Source organism: Nostoc sp. (assembly GCF_036917635.1).
In the GTDB taxonomy this organism is placed as follows: Bacteria; Cyanobacteriota; Cyanobacteriia; order Cyanobacteriales; family Nostocaceae; genus Nostoc.
Genome location: NZ_JBALCW010000019.1, coordinates 117,215 through 137,991 on the forward strand (window position 1 = coordinate 117,215; position 20,777 = coordinate 137,991).

A 20,777-nucleotide genomic window follows, 5' to 3' on the forward strand; every position below is an offset into this window, starting at 1 on the left:
AAGGGCGTGCCAAGAATGAAAAAGCCTTTATCCTTGCCGCCACATTATGTAGATGACATAGATCGACTACAACCTTATCAAGTCAAGCTGATGCAGCATCAGGAAGAACCTGCCCGCAAGTTGGTACAAAAGATTAACCAAATCATTGCCAATAGCTCCGCTACGGCCTTGATGCTCAAAGATATTGCTCAATTGCTAGGAGTTGTCTTTCAAGTAGATTGTTGCTGCTTGGTTTCAGGCACGAGTGAGGCATCCCAGGAAGCAACTACTAGTAATTGGTGTGCTGATGAGTATCTAGCGTTACCACACTCAGAAGAAATGTTTTCGATGGAACAGTTGCTTATGCACTCGCCAGTGCTGCAATGTGCTGCTGAACCATTGACTATCGAAGATATTTCCATCATTCAGAATAGTCTGGTAATTGGGTGTCAAAATTTGCCACTACCGATAAAAGCAGTTTTGGCAATTCCTACCCGGCTTGCTGGAAATAATAATGGGGTGATTAACCTGATTAAATTCCAGCCTTATGATTGGAGTGAATCAGAAAAACAACTACTAAAAGAGGTAGAGTCGGCTTGCGCGATCGCTTTTTCTCGTGTAGCACAAGCCCAGCTAATTGCTCATCAACAACAGTCTCTGCAAAAGAGCAAGCAGTATCAAAGCTTGATCAAGCAACTAACCTTACTGAGTCGTAGCAACTTGGAGCTTAATCAAATGCTCCAGTTAGTTATTGCCTCTACTGCGGAATCTCTACAGGCAGATCGGGGTTTGCTCATACTACTAAAATATACAGACCCACTATTTAGAACTCAAGGTAAAAAACAAATTCCTAAAGCGAAAGCGAGAGTGGTTGGTGAATGGGCTAAGGAAACACAAATTTCTTGCACTACTAAATCAGATACCTTAGATAAGTCTTTCTTGCTTTCAGAGTGTGGTTTATGCCAGCGTACTTTCATAGATTCTGCTAAACCAGTAATCTTGGATAATTACACAGAGCAAAAAGATATATCGTCAGCTGCTCCATTATTTGCAATAGAGCAATTGCCTGCGGTGTTATTAGTGCCATTAGAGAGTCAAGGTAAAATCTTAGGATTCTTGGTGCTACAGCAAGCTGTGACTCGCAGTTGGCAAGCAGCAGAATTAAATCTTGTGGAACTGGTTTGCGCTCAAGTAAGTAACGCCATAATTCAGTCACAGACATTGCGCCAAGTGCAAACTTTGGTAGATGAGCGAACGGCGAAACTACAGAGTAGTCTCGAACTCCAGGCAAAATTGCATGAAAGAACCCGGCAATATGTTGAGCAACTGCGGAAACTCAATGAACTCAAAGATGAATTTATGAGTAACATGAGCGATCGCTTGCGCTATCCTTTGACAAACATGCTGATGTCAATTCGGAACTTACGTTTGCCAGGAATCGCGCCAGAGCGTCAGGTTCGATACATGGATATCCTAGAGCAGGAATGTACAAAAGAAATCAACTTGATTAATGACTTGTTGACACTCCAGAAACTAGAGTCGCCTCACGAAGCCCCGCAATTAGAATCTATAGATTTAAATACTAAAATCCAGAATATAGCAGCATCTTTCGAGAAAAAACTTGCAGAGAAAGGATTAAAGATTTCTGTAGATTTACCCGATGAATCGCTAAAACTGCAAACTGAACTGGAGAGTTTTGACCGCATCCTGCAAGAATTGTTAACAAATGCCTGTAAATATTCAAAGCATGATACAATAGTTCATTTTGAAGCCTCTCACAAAGTTGCTCAACAAATAGATCAAGTTATCATGAAGGTGACGAATACAGGACATGCCATCTCTCAAGAAGAAGCGACCTACATCTTTGACAAATTCCGTCGCGGAAAAGGACGCTGGACTCCGGGGACTGGCTTAGGACTTGCTTTAGTCAAGTCTTTAGTGCAGCATCTGAATGGAGCGATCGCAGTTGAAAGTCTGCCAATTTCGGATTCTGAACAGAGCGAAATTTGCTTCACCCTGACTCTGCCCCAATTTTCTGACGAAAGCAAACCATAATTCTGAAAGTGACTAAACAACAGAACGCAACAGAGAGCCTTGATCTCCAGTCTCCTAGTGATGACATCTACCTCGAAGGGGATTTGACTGCTGATGCAGTCGTGGCAGCTAAGGTAGAAATTCAAATTGAGAAAATAGCAGAGCGAGTGCGACAAATCACCGCCAAAGTCCAAATCCCCCAACCAGTGGAACAAATTTGGAAGGTTCTGACAGATTATGAAGCCTTGCCTGACTTTCTCCCCAACCTCGCCAAGAGTCGTCTAATCGAGCATCCTAATGGTGGAATTAGACTGGAGCAAGTAGGCTCCCAGCGCTTACTGAATTTAAACTTTAGTGCGCGGGTAGTTCTGGATTTGGAAGAATACTTTCCCAAAGAAATTAACTTCCGCATGGTTGAGGGAGATTTTAAAGGCTTTTCTGGTAGTTGGTGCTTAGAGCCTTATTCCCTTGGTGAGTATGTAGGAACAAATCTTTGCTACACAATTCAAGTTTGGCCTAAACTCACTATGCCAGTGGGAATTATTGAAAACCGCCTTAGTAAAGATTTGCGGTTAAATCTCCTGGCTATTCACCAACGTGTAGAAGAGTTAGCCAAGCATTGAACCTTATGTATAGTTAAACTATCATTCCGCAAGAAGCCTGAATGATAGTTTAATTTAGTAGATTTATAGCAAAAAAGACTTTTGCTTTTTTATTGTTTTTAAGTACCCCCAGGGGAATTCGAATCCCCGTTACCTCCGTGAAAGGGAGGTGTCCTAGGCCTCTAGACGATGGGGGCATCAGACTCAAACCTTTTATAAGGTAACCAATTTCCTGGTCTTTGTCAACAGCTTTTGCCAAAAAAAGTTTGTGGCGGCTAAACTAGGTGGAGGCAAAAGCTTGATGAGGATATCAAACACATGGAGACACCAAAACAATTTCCTAGATGCTTCTGGGGCTTGCCGCAGGATTCATCAGCGTCCGGCGCTGGGGATTTAAAGGGATGTGCAGATAGAAAAGCTAATTTCAGCAATGGACAAAGGGTATGATGTTGTACCGAGTAAAGTTAATTTCTACGGTTTTTTACAAAAGATTTTGAAATAAATCGCTCAAAATCTACAACATGGAAGCATCTTTTGAAATTACCCTACAGATGGCGATCGCCGTCCTTGCTGGCATTAGCGCCCAAGTGCTAGCTGCATACTTTCGGATACCCAGTATCGTTTTGTTATTGCTGTTGGGCATCCTCTTTGGCTCCGATGGCATTGGGCTGTTGCATCCCCATTTGCTAGGCAGTGGATTGGAAGTTATTGTCGCCCTAGCAACAGCAATCATTTTGTTTGAAGGCGGACTTAACTTGGATCTGCGAGAGTTAGGTAGAGTTTCAGTCAGCTTACAATTGCTCGTGACTCTAGGAACGCTGATCACATTGCTTGGTGGGAGCATGGCTGCTCACTGGCTGGGTGAATTCCCTTGGAAGATAGCTTTTCTCTATGCTTCCATAGTCGTGGTTACAGGCCCAACCGTCGTTGGCCCTTTGCTCAAACAAATCAATGTAGATCGGCAAGTAGCAACACTCTTGGAAGGAGAAGGGGTTTTAATTGACCCTCTAGGGGCTATTCTCGCCTTCGTCGTCCTCGATACGATTTTAAATGGCGATGCCGACCCAATTAATGCGATCGTTGGTTTACTGATGCGCCTGGGTGTTGGTGCGGCAATTGGTGGTGCTGGCGGTTATCTGATGAGTTTGATTTTTAAACGCGCCAGTTTTCTCTCATTTGAGCTAAAAAACTTAGTGGTGTTGGCGATACTTTGGAGCCTATTTACCTTATCGCAAATTATCCGTAGTGAATCGGGAGTAATGACAACAGTAGTTGCAGGGGCAGTATTTGCTAACTCTTCAGTCCCAGAAGAACGTCTGTTAAGGAGTTTTAAGGGTCAGCTGACAATTCTCAGCGTCTCGGTGCTATTCATCTTATTAGCTGCTGACCTATCCATTGCCAGTGTGTTTGCTTTGGGTTGGGGTAGTTTATTCACTGTTTTGGTATTAATGTTTGTCGTTCGCCCAATTAATATCCTCTTGTGTACTTGGAATAGCGATCTAAACTGGCGACAAAAAGTATTTTTAAGCTGGGTTGCTCCTAGAGGAATTGTTGCTGCCTCCGTCGCTTCTTTTTTTGCGATTTCGCTGACACAGCGCGGCATTAACGGCGGTGATTCCATCAAAGCTTTAGTTTTCTTGACAATTATTATGACTGTTGTCTGCCAAGGGCTAACAGCTGGCTGGGTTGCTAAATGGTTGCAAATCACTTCTAAAGACGTAACTGGGGCAGTGATTGTGGGTTGTAATCCGTTAAGTCTTTTGATTGCCCGGTTCTTTCAAGAACGGGGAGAAAACGTGGTCATGATTGATACTGACCCTGACTGTCTTGTGCAAGCCGAGGCGCAAAATCTGCGGGTGATTGCCAGCAGTGGGCTTGATGCTGCTGTTTTGGAAGAGGCAGGACTTGGCTCTATGGGTACTTTTTTGGCTATGACTAGTAATGGCGAGGTGAATTTTGTTTTGGCTCAACGAGCAGCGGAGGAATTTAAACCGCCGCGCGTCTTAGCTGTTTTCCCCCGCGATCCGCAAGCGAATATTTCGGTTAGTAATAAAGTTAATCAAGCCTTTATTCCAGACTTAGCGATTAAAACTTGGAATGAATATTTGAATGATGGGCGCGTCAAGTTAGGGACAACTACCCTAGATGAGTTGGAGTTTTCTACTCAATGCGATCGCATTCAAGAAAAGATTCGGATTGGGGTTTTGATACCGCTATTGGTAGAACGAGAACAAAGCTTACAGGTAATGTCAGCTAACCAAGATTGGGAAGTTGGCGATCGCATTATTTACCTTTTACATGACCCCAGACCTAGCCTTTTAAAACGCTTATCTGGTGCTACTCAATCCACCCCCCTCTCTCTAGAAAAGTTACCAGAGGTTGAAGACCTATCTCTGGTCTAATTGTCTGAATTTTCCGCTAGTGAGGCTCCTGGGGGATGAGGCAGAGGGGCAGGGGAGGCAGGGGGGGCAGGGGAGGCAGGGGGGCAGGGGAAGAATTCTTAACTCTTGACTCTTTATCGAGGAAAGTAGTTATTGCTAAGGGCAGTTCGAGCTTACGGAGAATTGCCTCCTGCCTCCTTTATTAGCTTTGGGAAGGGATAAATTCGCCTTCTGGCGGTTGTTGCGAATTATCAATTTCTGGTCTTGGCGTTTCTTGATATATTTCCCATTCTTGCCACAGTAAAGCAGATAAATGCACTATAGCAAGAATTAGAGTCGCCACAGAAATCAGATAACTGTGGATTGTATAAAGGTGTTGGATAGTAACTGTGTTAATGGCTCCACCGCCAGTTAGAATCTCGCGGAGTTGTCCACCAATAAAAGGAATAGCTTCGATGGTTCCTAGTTCAATGTTAAAACGCCAGTATCCTTCCTGAGTCCAATCTAGGATCATCGCTGTCCAATTTAGCCCGATCGCACTTAAGGTTAACAAAATCCCACTAATCCAAGCAGCCAGCCAACTCTTGCGAAATTGCCGACCTAAAAACATCACCACTATTTGAATCAGAGCGATCGCAATTACTGCGTTACCAGCAATATCATGCGCTCTCCAAAACAACCAGCCGTATGGTAGTTGTGTATTAATCATCTTCAATGAGTTATAAGCTCCGCCTGCTGTCGGTTCATAATAAAAAGAAAGCATTACTCCGGTAGAGATATAAATTAAGCACAAAGTCACAATCACGACCGATATTATCGTTGCTACTCGTCGCAAAATCCTATTAAACTGGGTGCTTTGCATAGCTCACCCCTCCTGTTCTTAACTAGGTATTTATTACTATTACAATTTTAGCTAAGAAATTTTAATAAATGTTGCATTATCCAAATAAAAATAGACATCTCCGGAAATTAAATATCTGCAAAATGAAACCCTTGTAGAGACGCGAAATTTCGCGTCTCTACATTCTTTTTCGGAGATGTCTAATATAGTTTTTTAAATCAGATATTGCACCCAAGCTTTTAAGGGTTCTGCTGAACCATACCAAATCCCAGGACTTCTCGGAGAATGCCTCACACCTTCAATCACCAGATTTTCTGCCCCTTCTAAGTGAGCAGCTTCAATGGGTGTGATTCCATCTCCCCAGGTGTTGCCTTTACCACAGGTTAATTGGTAACTACTATAAGCTAACCAGCTACCGCGCCGCCTTTGGCCAAAAATAGTTTTGCCAGCCACACAAATGTAACGAACGTTTTTGTAAAAAGCTCCTGGGTAGTTATTGGTGACAAAATCCAAATTGGAGCGTGTCCAGCGTTCTTGGCTAATATGGGGTGTACCCAAGGTGATGAGAGTAGCAATCAGGGGATGCCCTTTCCAGAGAGATGCTTTAACGTTAACTCTTGCCAAATAAGGCTTTTCTCCCATGTAAATGCGTGATATCCAACCTCCTGCTGAGTGAGCAATCAAGTTAACTTGAGTAGCATTATGTTGCTGCAATGTCTGTTTGATTGTACAATCGAGTTGTTGCAGAATTGGCGTTACAGGTCTTCCTCCAATAGTGGGTAGCCAGTCACGGCGTCTTAGTGGTACTGTAACGGTGGGAAAATCTAACTGTTGTAGGGATTGTTCTAGTTGGCGGTAAGCGATCGCACTTTCTAGATATCCAGGGACAATAACTGTCGGTAACGGCATTTTAAATTTTGGATTGAATGATTGATGAAGGTTTGAAGTTTTTTGGCGAAGAGGAAGTCAAAAGTTAGAATTGCTCCCCGCATGACTGACTCTTTTTATAAAAACCCAAATACCTTTGGTGGGGTTTAGGGCTAGAATTTCAATAGAATTGTACAATTTGCAACAGATTTAGGGACTGGTGATGTGGTAATATTTTCACATGGGGACTAGTCTTGGCTAAATAAGTGTACCATCTGTTACAGAAGCGTAGTTGACTGGAAAACAGTATAAAAAACAAGGCAACTTCAAGAAATGTTGTTATCTACTCAAACTTGATAAATATCCGAGATATTAATTTTAATTGTGTGCGTCTTAACAATAAGAAAAGAAATAAAAAGTAGTAATTTTTAAACTATTTCTTTAGCAAGCTCAAATTGGAACACATGATACAGCGTCATTGATCGATTAAAAACTTGAATAAATGGCAATTTTGGCGTTTTTATTGCCAGGATAGGAAGTTATTATTTCCTGAGTGGGATACATATATTGCAATATCTTGCAATATAGTCGAAAAGAGAAAATCGCTAGTCAACTGCAACTGAGCCGAGTGAACGATAACAGCTATGTCTTACGTCTCCCTGTTTAGAAATATACCAGAACTGTTAAGCCAGCCAATTGGGATAGCAGCTATAGCTTCTCTTGGCATCCACGGTGCGATCGCTATGATTGTGCCATTGATGCCTATGGATTCTAGCAAACCCAAGGATACAGCATCATCAAAAACAGTCGGACTTTTGGAATTGAGCCAAGCCGACCAAAGTCGTTTGCCGCAAAGCACGCCGCAAGTTGGTTTACAACAACTTCCTCCAATAGTGCCACTTTCTACTCCAAACTTTAGCGCCCAAACTCTATTGCCCCCAGTAGCACCAGCGCCATCGAGTCAGCTAGTACTGCCTCCCCTACCGGCATCATCGAATAACTATCGAGTTTCCTCCTTGCCTACAAAGCAGTCTTTGCGGATGATTCCTAATGGTAATTTGGGATTTGACGCCTCTAAATTTGATAGTTCTAAATACAATACCAGTCCTAAATTCTCTCGACCGGCTCCTCGTGTGAATGTTAGTGACACCAAATACGAAGCACCTGTGCCGCTGGCTGTAAATAGATTACCAGAATTGCAATCCCAGAAAACACCTAATGATATTCTGCAAAAGCCATTAGCTGTAAATAGATTGCCACAATTGCAGTCGCAGCAAATACCTGATGATCTTCTGCAAAATGCCCAATCTCCAAACTTATCTGACACTAGCCCCATTGCAACAGCACAGGGAAATACGGCTTTACAAATGACGCAATCGGTTAATGATGCGTCTAGAATTGCTCAAAACCCGTTGATAAGTTCTCTAAAACAAGCTCCAAGGCGTGGGGATAGCTTAAGCCTTATTAGGGGAACCACGTTACAGACACCCGATTTATCTGCCAAAGGAACTCAACTGGCTATAGCACAGCTAGACTCCTACGCAAACCTGAGAAAGGAAGTCCAGCAACAATACCCCAATGCTGAACAAAAACCAGTCATCCGCCAAACATTACCCACCAAAAAGCCGAATCTTAAAGGTGCTGTTTTAGGTGTATTAGTGATAGATCCGGATGGTAAGGTCTTAGATATCAAGTTTCAAGACAAGTTACTTTCCCCGGAATTGAAATCAGAAGCAAGGGAATACTTCAACAAGCAATCCCCCAAGGGAGATAAACGGATCAGTTCCTATCCATTTAATCTAAGTTTCCAAAACAACATTAGCAACACCACTGGGACTACTCAATTATCTGCACCGGGAATCAATAACAATCAGTTTACCCCCAAACCATTTCCTGAACTGCGAATCAAAAATAATCAGCCTGCTTCCTCATCGACAGGTATTCTTAAACCATTAATACCAATCACAAATAACCAGCCTAGGTCCTTACCGACAGGTAGTCTTAAACCATTATCTGCAACGGGAGTCAATAGCAATCAACTTACGCCCTCACCAGCAGTTAGTTCTAAACCATTTACTGAACTCCAAATCAGAAAGAACCAGCTTACGCCTTCATCGGCTACTACTTCCGAATCCTTAGTACCGCCGAGAATCAATAAGACTCAGCCTACAGCCTCTGCTGAATCGGATGGAAAATTAGTAGAAATGTTGCGTCAAGTGAAGGAAAACAGAGAAAAGTCTAATCCAGAAAAATAATTACTAGATGGTTATTTTGGATTAAAAACATTTTAAAATATGGTTTTTAGTAGATGACGAATTGGCGATCGCTAGTTCGTCATCTAGCGTTTTTTGGGTGAGTTCGTTAGAAGGTTCTAATTAAGAAAAGTTATTGGTATACCAAGATACTCATCCCATAGTAAATAAACAGGATAGCTATTTTACCAGCCTTGTTCTGCATTCTGAAAAACATAATCAGCTACCTCCAGAATCTCCTCAGCACTTAACTTAACTTTAAAGGCAGGCATGGCATTTTTACCGTTTTGTACTTGGTGGATAATCGCCTCGATTGAGTCGCTATCATAATTTTCTAAGTACTTTGACAATGCTTCCTTTTTCAAAGTTTTCTGGCTAATAAGGATGTTACCGCCACCTATATGGCAAGAAGCGCAGTTAGCCTCAAAAATTTTAGCACCGTTAGATATTTCGGCAGCTAGTGCTGGACTAATGAATGTCAATTTGAATAGAGCGATCGCCCACAGTAGGATTAATAAAAGTATTCTCAATAGAATTCCCTCGCAACAAGCCTCCAGCAAGAGTATAAACGCGATTAATGCTTGATTAAGTCAAGTTTGATCAAAATTGGCGGTAACGAGTTTACCCCTCTATCACCACAGGTTACTTAGCGTTTTAGGGGAGGATAGGACTCGTTACCGCCATTTATTCATTGTGTGCGTCACTCTAGGAGTGTGATGTGTTGCTATGGGCTAATTTCCCAGAAGGAAGCCCAGAAAATCATCTTGTGTCAATGAGGATCTTTCTAGCCTTGGACAGTGATTGTACCAACCATGCCAGCACCACGGTGGGGTTCACAGTAGAAGGTGTAGTCACCAGCAGGTGCGTCTGCGGGGAAGATGGTTGCTTCCTTTTGACCAGCACTCATCAGCAAATTCTTATGAGACAGAGATTTTGCTAAAGTAGCGTCCTTACCTGGATTTTTGGCAGCATCAAACACAACATTATGGGGAGGAACTTTATTGTTCACCCATTCAATTGTGTCACCTGGTTTAATTGTCAACTTTTTCGGTTCAAATGCCAGCATTCCTTTATCGCTACCCAATTTCACTTTGTAGGTTTCAGCCGAAGCACTGGGAGTAAAAACAGCGAAGCTGCTAACAACTAAAAGGATTGTCAACACAGCCAAACTAAGGCGTCGCCAGCTTGCCGAAATCAATTTCATGGCTCTCTCCTAAAAAATAATTTTTTTCCTTTTCTCATTTTAAATAAAATCAACACCAAATATGACAATCTGTCATAGATACAATTTTTTTTTTACGAATAGGGAAAAATTTATTGCAAAAAGCTGTGCAATCAGTCATAAATACTAAACTGCGATAGCCCAAAAAGCCTGTGAATAAAGGTAAACGGGAAAATAAGGGATTTTTATTTTTTCTTTAGGAATATTTGGATTTTTGAAAAATTTTTTGTGGATCAACCAGGAAGATTTTGTGCTGGTGTGAAAACTAGGGAATGGGGAATGGGGAATGGGGAATACCCTATGCCCTATGCCCCAAAGACCCAGTACTAATTCCGGGATTTAGTAATAGATTTTTCCGCCTCCCCACTTAGTGCCGACGATTTTGGGTTGTAAGAGAATATGACCAGCGATCGCCTCCAAGTCATCATCAGTCAGATTTCGCATTGCTGTGAAAATATCTGCGCTTTTGATACTGGGGTGGATTTCGGAAATCTCTTCTTCCCCATCGTAAGTAGTGGGATTTTTCAGGTAATCCACCAAGCCTTCAATGTTGTTACGGTTGGGTGTTGCCAGTGCCAGGTCTTCTGGAGTGAGTCCTACGTTCTGGTTTGTTTTGGTAACTCCCCCTGCATGGCATTGGGCGCAAGCGTAATTAAATAAGCGTTTGCCTTCTTTGACTTGTTTTAGGCTAAGTACGACGGTATCATCCTGAGCATTTAATGGCACTGTCAGGGTAGCTTTGTCCAGTTCTACTGCTGTCGCGCTACCGACAAGCAACTGAAACGAGAGTAAAACAGTAACCACAACAACGCCAATTAGTCTTCTAAACATGTTTCCCCTTAAAATTTTTAACGCTCGACACAGCTAAGAAAGCGATTCTCAATCTCCAAGCTGCTAATTGCTAATGACTGATTGTTTTTTATCATTAGCTATCAGTGATTAGCCAAAGCCCGATATAACCCTTCAGGTGACCTAGCGATCGCCCATCAAGTCGTTAGTACCTTTTGGGTGTATTTCAGACGATATTTGGGAAATAATTGCCTTTGCATCTTCTAACGCCAAACGAGTCTTTTGGTGTTTGTAAGGAATTCCCAGTTGGTTGCACAGAGAAAACACTTTTTCTACAGGAATGCTGTAGTCGGCTGCTATCTCTGCGATTGATAGGTCTGCAAAACCCATAATGCTTATTAACTGATAGATAGAGATTGAGTCGCTGTAATACCAATATCACGTTAGGAGTGCAATTTGTTGCCCAAAATACTGTTTAGGAATGGGGAGGGGGAAAGAGGGTAGGGGGGAAAGAGGGCAGGGGGGGCAGGGGAGGCTGGCGTTGCAGGGGGGGCAGAGGGAGCAGGGGGGCAGGGGGAGAATTTTTAACTCTTGAGTAATTACATTTAGGAAAATTAACGAAAAACTGCCGCATCATGAAGATGAAAGTGGCATTAACCATGCTATAGACAATCATCCCTTAGTCAAATCCGTTCGCCTTTGAAAAGTCGCCTTTGAATTAAAGTGATGGCAACGATCGCTGCTGCTAACAAAAATGCGATCGCATCTGGATATTCACCTACCTGCCACAGTGTAGCCTAGTTAACTACCGCCAATAAATAATGACGATTGCGATCGCCATGACCAATCCCAAAAAATTAAGTTAGGGACTTCCAAGAAATAAATTATTCCAATAAACGAACCACAGAGACAAGGCAGCGCGGTCTTGGGGGTTTCCCCCATGAGCGATTGCCGCACAGAGAACGCAGAGAGAAGAAATAGAGAGAGTTTTTACGTCAGTTTTGGAACATTTTTTTATTTGTCAGTCCCTAATCTTTTCTTTATCGCAGACAAATAACAGTCTCTCTTCTTACTTGTACCTTGTGTTATTAAGGAGTGATATTTTACTTATTTGAAATTTTGGTTGAGAATTGCAAGTTAAAATAACAAAAACTTATCAAGAATGCTAATGGAAGCATACCGAGTTCCTCGACAACCAGATTTATGTCAGCATGTTTTACTCATAAACATACATTATGGATTTTGTTCAGGTTGAAACAACTGCGCCACGGACTCTGGAAATTCCCCAGATTGCCTCACCATCCACAGCACTTTCTCCAACCTCTCGAATTCCCAAAGATGTGATTCGTACTAGTTTAAAAGCCTCCACTACAGATTCTGTCTTAGCGGCGGTTTACTCCCTTGGAACTGGCGGGATTTTACTTAGCAATTTTTTGGTGGAATTGGGTGCTAGTCCAATGGTATTTGGGATGCTCTGCTCTATCCCCATGTTGGTCAATCTTATTCAGCCGTTGGGTGCTTACTTGTCTGAACGTAGCAGCAGCCGCTTTCAATATTCTCTTCGGACACACGGAATTGGTCGGCTGCTATGGCTGGTTCTAGTTATCGGTATTGTCGGCGTAACTTGGGAAGTGATTAATACTCACCAGCTAGTGATATTGACACTCTTGATTGTTCTATTCAGCAATCTTTTGGGAGGACTAGGAGCGCCATCGTGGCTAAGTTGGGTAGCAATGATAGTTCCCCGGCAATTGCGAGGCAGGTATTTTGGGATACGCAATAGTGCTGCTAGCCTCACCAATTTGGTTTGCGTACCAATAGCCGGTCTAGTTGTATCACATTGGGATGGTGGAAGTATCCAAGGCTATGGGGTGGTTCTGCTGGTAGGTATAGTGTTTGGGATTGTGGGATTGGGATGTCAATATTTCCAGGTGGATATGAATCCGCGATCCCAAAACACTTATTATTGCAAATTACCTCAAACAAATGAGATTCAACAAGAGGCAAGGGATCTCTTAGCTCTTAGCAATGGGGATATAACAGAAAGGGATTCAACCCCACCTGTTGCACCAGCTTCCAGCATCTGGAAAAACTCTAACTTTTTGAGATTTCTGGTGTATTTCAGCTTCTGGGCGCTTGCTGTTAACCTCAGCAGTCCTTTTTTTAACCTCTATATGCTCGACACGCTCGATTTAGACGTGAGCTATGTGACTATCTACAACAGCCTTCAAGCGGGGGCGACTTTGCTGATGCTCATCCTGTGGGGCAAATTAGCAGACAAGATAGGCAATCGTCCGATTTTGATCTGTATTGGGATTTTGGTTGCAGCCACACCACTGCTTTGGCTGGGGATTAGTGCTAATCACCTTGACATCTGGTTGTGGTTACCGCTGTTACACATCTTGACTGGAGGTACTTGGGCGGCGATTGACTTGTGTAACAACAATATACAATTAGCGATCGCACCAACTAAAAATCAGTCTATCTATTTTGCGACAGCAGCTGCCGTTGCTGGAGCGAGTGGTGCTTTAGGCACAACTATAGGCAGCTTCATCGTCCAATTTGCTCAGTTTGGAGGTTTACTGGGGTTGTTCGCCTTCTCTAGTCTATTTCGACTAACAGCGCTTATCCCACTATTTTTTGTCAAAGAGCCGGAGAGAGCATGAGGGAGCAGGGGAGGCAGGGGAGGCAGGGGAGGCAGGGGAGGCAGGGGGAGCAGGGGGAGCAGGGGAGGCAGGGGAGGCAGGGGGAGCAGGGGAGGCAGGGGGAGCAGGGGAGACAGGGGAGGCAGGGGGAGCAGGGGAGGCAGGGGGAGCAGGGGAAGAAGAACTATTGATTATTAACCAATGCCCCCTGCCCCCTGCTTTATTCTGCGGCGCTAGAAGTCAAGGACATTGTTTCCCACAAGACCATTTGAGGTGTTGTTAGTACAGGCTGGTGTAGGGCAATCAGCTGGGTTAGGGTGTTCTTTAATTGGGTACGGGGTACGATATCATCAACAAAACCGTGCAAAAGCAAATCTTCAGCAGTCTGAAAATCATCGGGTAGTTTTTCCCGCAGGGTTTGCTCAATCACTCGCCGACCGGCAAAACCAATGGTTGCCTTGGGTTCTGCCAAAATGATATCGCCCAACATCGCAAAGCTAGCGGTAACGCCGCCTGTTGTGGGATTGGTTAAAACAGGAATATATAATAATCGCGCATCTTTATGGCGCTGTAGGGCTGCGGAGATTTTTGCCATTTGCATCAGGGAGAGCATTCCTTCTTGCATTCTCGCGCCCCCGGAGGTGCAGACGATAACTACAGGATACCGCCGTTGAGTTGCTTGCTCAATCATCCGGGTGAGTCTTTCTCCCACCACCGAACCCATGCTACCACCCATGAAGCGGAAGTCCATAACCCCAAGGGCAATGGGCAAACTATTAATTTGACCTAAACCAGTTCTAACTGCGTCTATTAAGCCAATTTTATCTTGGGTTTCCCGCAAGCGATCGCTGTAGGGTTTGCGATCGCGAAATTCCAGGGGATCGCTTGGACGCAAATGCTCGTCTAGCGGTTTCCAGGTATTATTATCTATCAATTGACGGATGCGCTCATCGCTGTCTACCCGATTGTGATGACCACATTCAGTACACACCATCTGGTTGGCTTTCAGGTCTTTTGTATATGCCAACACACTGCACTTAGAACATTTGTGCCACAGCCCATCAGCAATTTCACGTTCTTGGCGTTCGAGGTTGGTAGATCCTGACTTCCGTCGATTTGCAAACCAATCAAATAGAGACTTTAAACCGCGTGATTCTTCGTTGTTAGCCATTTTTTATTTTAAGTGGGTATGAGGTCGAAAACATGTCAAGCCGTATCGGGTTGTCCTTAGCCTTTTGTCATTTGTCTTTATTAATGACTAATGGCTACATCGTCAAACTACTCTTTTAAGCAATTGGGACTTTAATTTTCATCTTTGGTTGCCAGCTTAACGAAAATACTTATGCCAATACAAGTCTCTTGCTCTTTTTTCAGCAGACTTAAATTATATGGACATACTGACAAAGCCATGAGAATACCAACCTCCAAATAAGATGCTTTCCCCCTCCTACCCAAATCAATGATTTGTATTGCTAGATTATGAGCAATCAGGATCTGTTGAACTAGTTGTGCTTGCCAACGGTTAATCGTCGTTAACGGATTACGGAAGTTCCCACCTTCTCTGCGAGACGCTAACGCGAACAATGTATTTATAAGGTGGGGATTGTGAGCGGCTGATGACGATAGCATCCAGGATATATAAGGAATACCGATTTCTCGGATATTATAGTTAGTGTCTTGACCATATCTCGACTGCGCTCGATAACCATCAATGCCACAGGCGAAAACCAAGCTTATAGGTATATGTTGCCAGAAAACCCTTCCCTACGGAACGCTACGCGAATGGCAGAGCTACGGGTAAAAGATTTGGGTCTTGGTAACCAGGACTTCTGCCCTTGGAGGGATGTCAGACCAATAGAACTACGGAGTTTTCTTGGGTATTCCCGATGAATTGGGAGAGCTACATCCGTCTAGACGGCAGGGTAGTTCACCAGAGTAATACAAGTCACAAGCTGAATATTATCAAAATATCAAGGGTAGATGGGGTAATGTTGGTTACAGTCAGGAATTATAAATATTTCTTATGAATGAACATTGGGCATTGCGAAGAGGAAAATGGGACAACGAAAAAGATTTGTTGCAAGTTCTTACCTCTTGTCCCCTCATCCCCCTCATCCGCCCTGTCCCCTGCCCCTACTCCAGTTCAAGACGCTGGAAAAAATAACCGCAGGTAGCTAGACAAAATGGCTTCGCCGCTAAACAGCGTAATTACAGATCCTAAAGCCAGAAAAGGGCCAAAAGGCATCTTTTGTCCTAACCTTGGTAGTGATGTCTTTTGATTCGCGGTGCCTCTACGCATAATTACACTGCTACCAATTAACGCGCCTAGCACACAAGCAATAAAACTAGCCAAAAGCAAATATTTCCAGCCTAACCAGGCTCCCATCATCGCTGCTAACTTGGCATCACCTGCACCCATTGCAGCTTTACCAAAGGCAATTGAACCCAATAGGGCGATCGCATCAAACAGCCATAATCCCAATACTGCACCGACTATCGCCATCATCAGGTGATTTACCAATGCCACGAAACTAGCCTCTGGTAAAAAAGCAACCACCATTTGAAACAAAATCCCCACTACCAAACCCGACTTAGTAAGTGGATTGGGTAAAGTCATTGTATCTAGGTCGATAAGCGATAGCGCCAATAACCAACTACAAAAAGCCCAATAGCCTATTGTTAAAGTCGAAACTTGGAATACTAAAAAAACTAATAAAAAAATTATGCCCGTTACCCCTTCTACCACAGGATAACGGACAGCAATTTTGCTTTTGCAATATCGACACCGCCCTCTTAACGAAATCCAACCAAATACTGGTACATTATCGTAAGCTTTTAGCTGGTTTAAGCACTGGGGACAGCGAGAGGGCGGCCAAAGAATTGACAACCCAGCAGGTAACCGATAAACAATAACGTTAATAAAACTGCCAATAGATGCACCTAAAGCAAAGACGATTACACTCGCCGAAATGGCGAACAAAATGTCCATACAATCATTTGTCCTTTGTCATTTGTCCTGTGTCATTTGTCGTTTATCTTTTGTCCTTTGTCGAGAACTAATGACTAATGACTAATGACTAATGACCAATGACCAATGACTAATACATGTGCGATTCTATTTGACTCAACGGCACAAAACATTCTTGAGGTAAAAGAACTGGTTGGTTAGTGAAAATAACCTTACCTCGATGAGTCACACGATTAATTGCTACACCGGAAGGTTGCCCAGCTATTTCGGGATGTACTTCACAGTGAGTATAATATATCTGCCCGGCGGCTCTGATTAGGGCGGCATCAATCAAAGGCGATTGGTTCTTTGGGGCGGTAAAATTTACTTGGCCTTGTCGTAATGCGTACACTATCGACTGTTATTTGATTGCTAGATTTCCCTTTAGTCTACCCGAAACTTATAGCAAAGGTTGCCAAATTGCCCAACTTGTATTATTTAATTATTTTCCTTCAATTGCTCTAATTAGTGCATCGCCCATAGCGCGGCAACCTAAAAGGTTTTTTCCTGGAGAAATTATATCCCCTGTGCGATCGCCTTGCTCTAAAACTTGCAATACAGCTTCTTCTATGTGATCTGCTGCTTTTGGCTGGTCTAAACCGTAGCGTAACATCATCGCCGCACTCAAAACCTGTGCCAGAGGATTGGCCTTATCCTGTCCGGCAATATCTGGGGCGGAACCGTGGACGGGTTCAAACACACCCGGGCCAGAAGCGCCTAAACTAGCTGAGGGTAACATCCCAATACTACCCGTGAGCATGGCAGCAGCATCAGAGAGAATATCACCAAATAAATTGCCTGTAACTATAGTGTCAAACTGCTTGGGAGCGCGTAGCAACTGCATAGCAGCATTATCTACATATAAATGAGAGAGTTGAATATCTGGATATTCCTGAGAAAGTTGGGTGATGCGATCGCGCCACAACTGAGATACTTCTAATACGTTGGCTTTATCCACCGAACAAAGTTTTCCACCGCGTTTTCTCGCCGCTTCAAAAGCCACTCGTCCAATGCGTTCAATTTCCGATTCGGTGTAAACCATTGTATTTACACCGCGTTTTTCACCAGTTTCTGTCGCAAAAATCCCTTTGGGTTTACCGAAGTAAATCCCGCCAGTGAGTTCACGCACCACCATAATATCTACACCTTCTACAACTTCACGTTTCAAAGTTGAGGCGTCAATTAGCTGGGGCAAAATTTTCGCTGGGCGCAAATTGGCAAATAGTCCCAAACCAGCCCGTAGTCCTAATAAACCTGCTTCTGGACGTAAATTCGATGGTAGGGAATCCCACTTATAACCACCAATGGCGGCGAGTAACACAGCATCACTGTTGCGACAGGTATCTAGAGTTACGGATGGTAAGGGTTCCCCTGTGGCGTCAATTGCTGCACCACCGATGAGGGCTTCTTGGAATTCAAACTTTAGATCAAATTGCGTTCCTACTACTTTCAGCACATCTACAGCCACTGCCATAATTTCAGGGCCAATGCCATCGCCGGGAAGTAGAGTTATGCGATAGTTCTGTGTCATAGCTGATTATTACTGGGTAAATGCTTGTAGATCAAATATCATACCTAGCAAAATGTACCGATGGAGTTTTTAATTTATTTAGATGTGTGTTGTCTGAATCGCCCTTTCGATGACCAGACACAAGAGAGAATTCGTTTGGAAGCTGAGGCGGTACGGCTGATTTTGACTAATTGTCAAACAGGTGAATGGCAAATGCTTGTAAGTGAAGCCATTGATAACGAACTTAAACGGACTCCAGACACTGATAAAAAACGACAGATGAAGCTTTGGACTGCTTCTGTAATCATCAAAGTAAGTTTGACTGAACAGGTTAAATCTCGTGCAAGAGAACTGAATGAATTAGGGTTTAAGAATTATGATGCTTTGCATATCGCTTGTGCAGAAGTGGGGAATGCGGATATTCTGCTAACTACTGACGATAGGATGTTGCGTTTGGCGGCAAGGTGCAGGAACTTGTTAGAAGTAAGAGTAGAAAACCCGCTTCATTGGGTAATGGAGGTGACAGATGATAGACGTGACTAAACTTTCTCAGGCTGAGATTAGGCGACTGGGAATAGAAGCCCTGACTAAGGCTCTTGGCCCTGCTGGAATGGCGCGATTTATGCAGCAATTTGAGATGGGTAGTGGAGATTACACGCGAGATAGGGATCAAATATTAGGAGATATCACTCTTGAGGAAATCTTCGTCAGTATTGAGGAGGGACGACAATAGCAGGAGAAGGGCGAAAAGTAGAAAAGTTTTATGTGGTAGCGATCGCCTAGACTTGAAAATCTAACAGGATCGCTACATCATCCTACCTTATAATCTGTTCCAAGCCTTGATGAAGGCAACCACTGAATGTCCGCAAGCATTCATCATTACCCCATTTACAGTACCACCGACCGCAGACCCGATAAAAGGCATCATTTTTGCTACGTTGACTAAAGTTTTCTCGCCTGCTTTGGAGATTAGCTTAATTCCTAAAGCTTTGTTTATCTCAGCAAAAGTTTTACCAGGGATAGACATTAAAGTTTTTTGAATAGCTTGCGATCCTACTTGAGTTCCTAATTGATTAGCCAGTTCAGATACACTCACTCCAACCGCAGCCGCTAAAACTAGTACTCGTGTAGATTCGCTTCTGGTATCAATGCCATAAAGGGCAAAAAGAGCTGATGCTAGTTTTACATTAGAATACAATGTAATCGTAATATCAGTGGGTATTCCGGCTAGTCCTATGAATCCACTGAAAATACCGTTGCCTACCGACCAAGCGGTGGACTCTAATATCATCAGGTTTGCAATATTATCTCTATTACCTACCCAATAAAAATTGTTGGCAAAAGATTGTCCCCATTGCCTACCATCTTCAATAGCATAAGCAATAGCTTGCGCGATCGCAGGCATATTCATAATCGATTCAAAATCCATACAGCTTTAACCTGATTAACTGAGAAGTTCTAGAGATTTCTAGCTTTAGTATTCCCCGTAGCAAAACTTAATAACTGGTATTGTTTAAAACTTTAGTCAAAATAGGGTAAATAATGCCCATGACTGAAAGCAGCTTTAAATAAAGCCAGTTTCAATTTCTGAAACCAGGCTGACAGAAGTTGTAAAAAGAGGTTAGGTTAAGTGTTAATCACAAGCCGCACCCCAGCAGCGATGGTAAAAGAATTAGCAATTTGTACCCGTGGACTAACTAAGCAATTTGACCGACACGTTGCTGTCAATGATGTAGATTTAGAAATTCAGGCGGGGGAAGTATATGGACTGATTGGCCCGAATGGCGCGGGTAAAACAACTCTTATTCGCATGTTGGCAACTGCTGAAGAACCAACTACGGGTGAGATTTATATTAATGGCGATCGCTTACTCCGTGACAAGAGTAACCCAAAGCTCAAGGTTCGTTTAGGCTACTTACCCGATGATTACCCGCTATATGAGGATTTGACAGTTTGGAACTACTTAGATTATTTTGCGCGTCTGTATCGTTTACGAGAACCACGCCGCACTCAACGCCTACATGAAGTTTTAGAACTAATTCAACTTGGAAATAAACGCAATAGTCAGATTTCTACTTTGTCGCGGGGGATGAAACAGCGTTTAAGTTTAGCGCGAACCATTATCCACGAACCGATTTTACTACTACTAGATGAGCCTGTTTCTGGGCTTGATCCCATTGCTAGGATGCAGTTTCGTGAAATCATTAAGGCTTTGCGAGAAGCTGGGATGACTGTAATCATTTCTTCCCACGTTCTCAATGATTTAGCGGAACTCTGTACATCTGTAGGAATTATGGAACTTGGCTTTTTGGTAGAAAGTACCTCATTAGAACAACTTTACCAACGTCTTTCCCACCAGCAAATTGTGATATCAACCCTGGGGAACCTAGAGGCACTTTTAAGGGAATTGAAACATCATCATTTAGTAGAACAGTGGGAGGTAATACCAGGAAAAAACAGCGTGCGGGTGAATTTTTCGGGAAAAGATGAAGATAGTGCTGAATTGTTGCGATCGCTCATCAAAGCCGGGATTCCCCTGACTGATTTTCACTGCACCCAAGAAGACTTAGAAAGTATTTTCTTAAAATTAGGTCACAAACAAGCATCTTGATCCGTCAATAAATCTCACTCGCTATTTTTGGATAATT

General features: G+C 43.2%; 21 protein-coding genes and 1 tRNA gene. 9 read left to right on the forward strand and 13 right to left on the reverse strand.

The window, feature by feature from the left end; translation table 11 throughout:
- Positions 1–15: 15 nt before the first annotated feature.
- Both V7K32_RS05345 and V7K32_RS05350 read left to right on the forward strand, forming a co-directional pair.
- The gene (locus tag V7K32_RS05345) at positions 16–2,034 is read left to right on the forward strand and encodes a GAF domain-containing sensor histidine kinase (protein WP_334990971.1); all 2,019 of its coding nucleotides are present in this window, start codon (positions 16–18) and stop codon (positions 2,032–2,034) included.
- Between the two features lie 8 nt (positions 2,035–2,042).
- Complete coding sequence (locus V7K32_RS05350) at positions 2,043–2,636, forward strand: SRPBCC family protein (RefSeq protein WP_334990973.1); 594 nt, start codon at positions 2,043–2,045, stop codon at positions 2,634–2,636.
- Positions 2,637–2,739: 103 nt separating this feature from the next.
- On the opposite strand, the gene V7K32_RS05355 is transcribed toward V7K32_RS05350, so the two are convergent.
- Positions 2,740–2,812: transfer RNA gene (locus V7K32_RS05355), tRNA-Glu, on the reverse strand.
- 324 nt (positions 2,813–3,136) lie between these two features.
- Here V7K32_RS05355 and V7K32_RS05360 point away from each other — a divergent pair.
- Entirely contained in the window at positions 3,137–5,017 is a 1,881-nt protein-coding gene (locus tag V7K32_RS05360; protein WP_334990975.1) for a cation:proton antiporter, read from the forward strand.
- A 181-nt stretch (positions 5,018–5,198) separates the two neighbouring features.
- Here V7K32_RS05360 and V7K32_RS05365 read toward each other — a convergent pair whose 3' ends face one another.
- Together V7K32_RS05365 and V7K32_RS05370 are read right to left on the reverse strand one after the other, a co-directional pair.
- Positions 5,199–5,858, reverse strand: coding sequence for a cytochrome b N-terminal domain-containing protein (locus V7K32_RS05365; RefSeq protein WP_334990977.1), 660 nt, complete (start codon positions 5,856–5,858; stop codon positions 5,199–5,201).
- 192 nt (positions 5,859–6,050) lie between these two features.
- Positions 6,051–6,746: an esterase/lipase family protein gene (locus V7K32_RS05370; RefSeq protein WP_334990979.1), complete on the reverse strand. Its 696-nt coding sequence runs from the start codon at positions 6,744–6,746 to the stop codon at positions 6,051–6,053.
- Positions 6,747–7,348: 602 nt separating this feature from the next.
- Here V7K32_RS05370 and V7K32_RS05375 point away from each other — a divergent pair.
- Positions 7,349–8,959 (forward strand): hypothetical protein, encoded by a 1,611-nt coding sequence (locus tag V7K32_RS05375; RefSeq protein ID WP_334990981.1) that lies wholly within the window; start codon positions 7,349–7,351, stop codon positions 8,957–8,959.
- A 182-nt stretch (positions 8,960–9,141) separates the two neighbouring features.
- Here the strand turns inward: V7K32_RS05375 and petJ are convergent, their stop codons facing one another.
- From petJ to V7K32_RS05395, 4 genes are all read right to left on the reverse strand, one after another.
- Positions 9,142–9,486: a cytochrome c6 PetJ gene (gene petJ, locus V7K32_RS05380; protein WP_334990983.1), complete on the reverse strand. Its 345-nt coding sequence runs from the start codon at positions 9,484–9,486 to the stop codon at positions 9,142–9,144.
- Positions 9,487–9,740: 254 nt separating this feature from the next.
- Positions 9,741–10,160: a plastocyanin gene (gene petE, locus V7K32_RS05385; protein ID WP_334990985.1), complete on the reverse strand. Its 420-nt coding sequence runs from the start codon at positions 10,158–10,160 to the stop codon at positions 9,741–9,743.
- A gap of 357 nt (positions 10,161–10,517) precedes the next feature.
- Positions 10,518–11,009 carry a photosystem II cytochrome c-550 gene (psbV, locus tag V7K32_RS05390; protein ID WP_334990987.1) on the reverse strand — a complete coding sequence of 164 codons (492 nt, stop codon included), beginning with the start codon at positions 11,007–11,009 and terminating at the stop codon, positions 10,518–10,520.
- A gap of 141 nt (positions 11,010–11,150) precedes the next feature.
- Entirely contained in the window at positions 11,151–11,357 is a 207-nt protein-coding gene (locus V7K32_RS05395; RefSeq protein ID WP_334990989.1) for a hypothetical protein, read from the reverse strand.
- Positions 11,358–12,202: 845 nt separating this feature from the next.
- Here V7K32_RS05395 and V7K32_RS05400 point away from each other — a divergent pair.
- Both V7K32_RS05400 and V7K32_RS05405 read left to right on the forward strand, forming a co-directional pair.
- On the forward strand, positions 12,203–13,633 hold the full coding sequence (locus tag V7K32_RS05400) for an MFS transporter (RefSeq protein ID WP_334990991.1): 1,431 nt from the start codon (positions 12,203–12,205) through the stop codon (positions 13,631–13,633).
- A complete protein-coding gene (locus V7K32_RS05405; RefSeq protein ID WP_334990993.1) occupies positions 13,608–13,895 on the forward strand; it encodes a hypothetical protein in 288 nt (95 codons plus the stop codon). The genes V7K32_RS05400 and V7K32_RS05405 overlap by 26 nt, the downstream gene beginning before the upstream one ends.
- Here the strand turns inward: V7K32_RS05405 and accD are convergent.
- The 5 genes from accD to leuB form a co-directional block, all read right to left on the reverse strand.
- Complete coding sequence (gene accD, locus V7K32_RS05410; protein WP_334990995.1) at positions 13,833–14,783, reverse strand: acetyl-CoA carboxylase, carboxyltransferase subunit beta; 951 nt, start codon at positions 14,781–14,783, stop codon at positions 13,833–13,835. The genes V7K32_RS05405 and accD overlap by 63 nt on opposite strands.
- A gap of 131 nt (positions 14,784–14,914) precedes the next feature.
- Positions 14,915–15,343: a hypothetical protein gene (locus tag V7K32_RS05415; protein WP_334990997.1), complete on the reverse strand. Its 429-nt coding sequence runs from the start codon at positions 15,341–15,343 to the stop codon at positions 14,915–14,917.
- 412 nt (positions 15,344–15,755) lie between these two features.
- Positions 15,756–16,601: a prepilin peptidase gene (locus tag V7K32_RS05420; protein ID WP_334990998.1), complete on the reverse strand. Its 846-nt coding sequence runs from the start codon at positions 16,599–16,601 to the stop codon at positions 15,756–15,758.
- A 109-nt stretch (positions 16,602–16,710) separates the two neighbouring features.
- A complete protein-coding gene (locus V7K32_RS05425; RefSeq protein WP_334991000.1) occupies positions 16,711–16,971 on the reverse strand; it encodes a hypothetical protein in 261 nt (86 codons plus the stop codon).
- A gap of 90 nt (positions 16,972–17,061) precedes the next feature.
- Positions 17,062–18,150, reverse strand: coding sequence for a 3-isopropylmalate dehydrogenase (gene leuB / locus V7K32_RS05430; protein WP_334991002.1), 1,089 nt, complete (start codon positions 18,148–18,150; stop codon positions 17,062–17,064).
- A gap of 60 nt (positions 18,151–18,210) precedes the next feature.
- On the opposite strand from leuB, the gene V7K32_RS05435 reads away from it, so the two are divergent.
- Positions 18,211–18,672: a PIN domain-containing protein gene (locus V7K32_RS05435; RefSeq protein ID WP_334991004.1), complete on the forward strand. Its 462-nt coding sequence runs from the start codon at positions 18,211–18,213 to the stop codon at positions 18,670–18,672.
- On the forward strand, positions 18,656–18,862 hold the full coding sequence (locus tag V7K32_RS05440; RefSeq protein WP_334991007.1) for a hypothetical protein: 207 nt from the start codon (positions 18,656–18,658) through the stop codon (positions 18,860–18,862). Before V7K32_RS05435 ends, V7K32_RS05440 begins: the two co-directional genes overlap by 17 nt.
- Positions 18,863–18,949: 87 nt before the next feature.
- Here V7K32_RS05440 and V7K32_RS05445 read toward each other — a convergent pair whose 3' ends face one another.
- Positions 18,950–19,558: an EcsC family protein gene (locus V7K32_RS05445; protein ID WP_334991009.1), complete on the reverse strand. Its 609-nt coding sequence runs from the start codon at positions 19,556–19,558 to the stop codon at positions 18,950–18,952.
- Positions 19,559–19,789: 231 nt separating this feature from the next.
- Here V7K32_RS05445 and V7K32_RS05450 point away from each other — a divergent pair, with 231 nt between their 5' ends.
- Complete coding sequence (locus V7K32_RS05450) at positions 19,790–20,740, forward strand: ABC transporter ATP-binding protein (protein WP_334991193.1); 951 nt, start codon at positions 19,790–19,792, stop codon at positions 20,738–20,740.
- Positions 20,741–20,777: the final 37 nt, after the last annotated feature.